The 3,948-nt window shown below is 61.5% G+C and carries 5 protein-coding genes; 1 reads left to right on the plus strand and 4 read right to left on the minus strand.

What is annotated here, in order from left to right; genetic code table 11:
• Nucleotides 1–444: 4-hydroxyphenylacetate 3-hydroxylase N-terminal domain-containing protein (locus ACFE99_RS23640; RefSeq protein WP_375489107.1), on the minus strand; the 444-nt coding region annotated here is incomplete at its 3' end.
• A 66-nt stretch (nucleotides 445–510) separates the two neighbouring features.
• On the opposite strand from ACFE99_RS23640, the gene ACFE99_RS23645 reads away from it, so the two are divergent.
• Nucleotides 511–765 (plus strand): hypothetical protein, encoded by a 255-nt coding sequence (locus tag ACFE99_RS23645; protein ID WP_375489109.1) that lies wholly within the window; start codon nucleotides 511–513, stop codon nucleotides 763–765.
• A 71-nt stretch (nucleotides 766–836) separates the two neighbouring features.
• Here the strand turns inward: ACFE99_RS23645 and ACFE99_RS23650 are convergent, their stop codons facing one another.
• From ACFE99_RS23650 to ACFE99_RS23660, 3 genes are read right to left on the minus strand one after another with little or no spacing between them, the layout of a single operon-like run.
• On the minus strand, nucleotides 837–2,327 hold the full coding sequence (locus tag ACFE99_RS23650) for a class I adenylate-forming enzyme family protein (protein ID WP_375489111.1): 1,491 nt from the start codon (nucleotides 2,325–2,327) through the stop codon (nucleotides 837–839).
• On the minus strand, nucleotides 2,317–2,595 hold the full coding sequence (locus tag ACFE99_RS23655) for an acyl carrier protein (protein ID WP_375489113.1): 279 nt from the start codon (nucleotides 2,593–2,595) through the stop codon (nucleotides 2,317–2,319). Before ACFE99_RS23655 ends, ACFE99_RS23650 begins: the two co-directional genes overlap by 11 nt.
• A gap of 5 nt (nucleotides 2,596–2,600) precedes the next feature.
• The gene (locus ACFE99_RS23660) at nucleotides 2,601–3,581 is read right to left on the minus strand and encodes a transglutaminase domain-containing protein (protein ID WP_375489115.1); all 981 of its coding nucleotides are present in this window, start codon (nucleotides 3,579–3,581) and stop codon (nucleotides 2,601–2,603) included.
• Nucleotides 3,582–3,948: the final 367 nt, after the last annotated feature.

The following is a 3,948-nucleotide window of genomic DNA, read 5'->3' on the forward strand; positions in this document are numbered from 1 at the left end:
GCCGTGCGGCGGGACCACGGCGTGCGCGAGGTAAAGGTCGTTGTCGCGGACGTGCTTGTAGTAGCCGTGGATGTTCCTCTCGTAATCGCCGAAAAGGCCGGCGCAGACGGACATGCCGGTGACGAAGCTTGCCACGTAGTCCGGCGACCGGCCCAGCAGGCCGTAGCTTGCCTCGGCGATGCGCGCATGCGCGCCGCTGCGCTGCTGCAGTTGCGCCGGCGTACGGGCCTTCAGGAAATACGCGCTGTGACGCTCGCCGTCCTCCTCGTAGCTCAAGGTGTCGCGAAGCGCTGGGCTGCGCTTGAGATCGTAGATCGCGGCGACCGACCGGGCCGCGTTCCGGAATGCCGGGTGCGTCGTCACGTCGGCCACGCGCTCGGAACCGACATAGACGATCCGCCCGTCACGGAGCCCTTGAAGGTAATCCTTGCCAGACCTCAACATTGCGAATTCCTTTCGAACCAAGGGAGGATCAATCACCAGGCACCGGGTTACGCACCCACGGAAAGCATGGAGGGTCATTTCGCCCTGTTCTCGGTTGTGGTGCTCTGGGCCAACGACCTAGCCGCGCGTGGCCTTGTCCTACCCAGGCGCGCCGCCTGGTATGCTAAGCGCGCCGTCTCCTTTTCCGACGCGCTCGCCGCCGTCCGCCGCCAGCTTTGGATCGCACAGGCTTTCTCGACATCACTGCATGTCCAGAACACCGCAACAATCCCGTGCGTGTTCCTCGACAGGCTCACCGTGGTCGCATGCTACCCAGCCTGAAATGGCCAAAGTCGAGCTAAGTACATGCGTCCTGATCAGAGAGACTTGGTATTATTCACAGTCGGCCGAGATCAACTTCTCGTGGATGCCGCACGGTCCCGAAGTTCCGTACGGAGTACCTTGCCTATGGCGTTCCTCGGGAGCTGATCTACAACGATGAAGCCACTGGGTCGCTTGTAACTTGCCAGTTCCGTGGCGCACAATGTCAGTAGTTCTGATGTGTCTAGTCCTTGAGCGTTGCCTTCAATGAAAGCAACGGGTGTCTGTCCCCACACGTCCGAGGGTGCCGCGACTACAGCGACTTGACGGACCTGCGGTGACTTCCGGAGCACCCGTTCTATCTCTGCGGGATAAACATTCTGGCCCCCGCGCACGATCATATCAAGTCGCCGATCGACAACCCATATAAATCCGTCATTGTCCTGAAAGCCGAGGTCGCCCGTGGTGAGCCAACCGTCCTTCACTGTTTCGGCCGTCGCCTCGCCATTCCGCCAATACCCCTGCATCAATCCGTCGCAAGCGACCTGGATCATGCCTACTTCGTCCACGACCGCAGCTGCACGCTTCGCGTCGTCGCGAACGACACGCACCGAATAGCCAGGAAACGGTCGTCCAACGCACACGCCGCCGTCATGCCCGGCATGCGTGCGGTCGTCCTCCGGCCACCTGTGCAGCACGTGGCCCGCCTCGGTGATGCCGAAGATGGTGTGCGGAAACACCCCGAGGGCGTCATGCATTTGCCTCGGGAGGTGTTCGGGTAAAGGGGCGCCGGCGCTGATCACGGACCGGAGCGTGCCGCCCTTCAAAGAGGCAAATTCCCGATCCTGCAGCAGCAAGGTGATCATCGCGGGGACCAGCGCGGTGCTTTCCACGCCCCATCGCCGGACGGCGTTGATAAACGCGCGAGGCGTGAACGAGTCAAGGATGCCGACCACGCCAAGCGCTGCCAAGCAGTTGAATGCGAACATAACGCTGCCATGAAACAGAGAGGCCGCGTTGAGAAACACCGAGCCGGGCGCAGCCCGGAATTCTGCTGCCCACGACAGGGACTGGAATTGAAAGTAACGCTGATCGACCGTGACGCCCTTCGGCCGTCCCGTTGTCGCGGATGTATGGAATATCGCAACCGGATCGGTCACGCCGCCTGCGCTGGAAGCGACCTCCGGCTGAACGGCAAGGTCGGCGACGGTCTCGATCGGCACCGTGGCCAGCGACGATCCGAGTGCGGACAGCCTCGCCCTGCCCCGAGCGTCGGCGACCGCAACGGCGGGTGACATAGCATCGAGGATGTAGCTCAGTTCCGAGTCGGCCAACGCCGAATTGACCGGCATGGCAATGCCTCCCGCCAACGCGCAAGCGAAGTGCGCCGTGATGACTTCCACCCTGCTGCCGCTGAGCAGCAGGACGCGGTCCGCCCGGCGACTTGACGACCGGAGCACGCTCGCCAACGCGCGCGCCTCGCGGTTGAGTTGCTCCCACGTGACGTCCCGACGAAGATCGCGCAGGCAAATCTGGTTGGGCGTGCGTTGGTTGCCGCGCGTGAGAACCTGTTCAAACCACATGGCCGCTCCCGGTCTTGTAGCGGTGCAGCAATGCCGCAAGTTCTTTCAGCGAAGTGATGGAAGACATCTCGGCGTCGTCGATTTCGACGCCGAGATGCTTTTCGCATTCGAACAGCAAGCGTATGATCTCGCCTGAGTTCACCCCTGCATCCAGGAAATCCTTCGTCTCATCGATCTGCCATGCGAGATCAGGCGCATCCATTGCGGCGGCAAGAAGACGTCGGGCCTCATCCATGCAGGACGTTTGCGGGGCGTTGTCGGGTGTCACGATGTTTACCTCGTTGTCGCACTGACGATGCCGATCATGGGAAGCGGACGTTGTTGAGCGTCATGCATGAGCGCTGACGCGTCGTCCGCGACGCAAGGCAGAAGACGATTGAACCTGCCGCCCAAACAGTGCGACGCGAACTCGTCATGAGACGGCAGACGCCGTCCGCCGGACAGCCCCGTCGGCATGGCTGCGAGCCCTACGTCGATGGTCTTCCATCGGCCATCCTCATGAACCTCGCACCAAGCATGGTCGCTGCCCACGAGACCCAGGATGAAGCCGCGCCGGGCGCGGGCTTGCACGCCGGCGCCTCGTAGGCGATCTGCCATCACTCGACTGATCACCATGCAATCAGCTATGCCCATCCGCCACGCCAGCCAGTGCTCGGCGCGCAATGGCTCACTGATCGCTTGGTGTATTATCTCGCCTGAACGCAGTTGGTGAAGTATATCTTCGTAGATGTCCTGCACGACCGGACTTGCGACAGGGTCGTACACGCCATCGATGCCGACGTCGATCACGTACCCACCGGATCGCTCGACTCGATCGTCTGTCGGCCACTGTATTGAGCCATCGAAATAAGTAACGCCAGCGCTCGTGAAATCCGGGATGCGGACCGTGCACGACCCAAACCGGCCAGCATCCGGCAGATGCACCTTCAGCTTCCACCTTTGCGGCCCCAGCCAAGTCGAGCTTGGCTGGCGGGAGAACCGCAAGAGCGTGGTCGCGTTGCGCTCGGGAACCGTCATGCCCGAACTGGAATAGCGGCCCACGTTCATGACGTCGAAGTAGTCGAAGCAAGGACCATCGGCGGTTTGCGAACTGCTTAGGCCATACTCAGTCAGCGACAGCACTTCGTCAGGAGTGCATCGGAGCATGTTGGCGGCTGCATGGGGGTCCATGTCGTATGCAGCCCATCGCGTCGGCATGCATTTGAACCTTTCCAGCGCGCGAACAAGATGCGCAATTTCACTCGGTGCGTTCATGAATACCCTTTCAGTCTTGGCCTTTGGCCGAACTGATCACCCGCGTCACCGGAACGTCGCAATCACGCTACTCGATCCGCATGGCTAGTGGCGGCCGCATTTGCCCACAACGTTGGGCGGGTGTCTCATTCCCGCAGCGAGTAGGCAGACCCATATCTTGGCAACGGCCAGCGTGGCAACGCTCAGCATAAGGTTCACGCCGATCTTTCGCGTGAGACCGTCTTAAACAGACTGATAAAGGACTGATTTCTTAGAAACGTTCTGGCCCACTTATTGACCCGGCCAGGGCGGTCTTGGGGTGAGGGGCAGGCGCACCACCTGGCTGGGATGGTTCATGTGGACATGCGCAAGCTGCCGGCGGCAGCGC

Origin of the sequence: uncultured Mycobacterium sp. (genome assembly GCF_964249325.1) — a bacterium.
In the GTDB taxonomy this organism is placed as follows: domain Bacteria; phylum Actinomycetota; class Actinomycetes; order Mycobacteriales; family Mycobacteriaceae; genus Mycobacterium.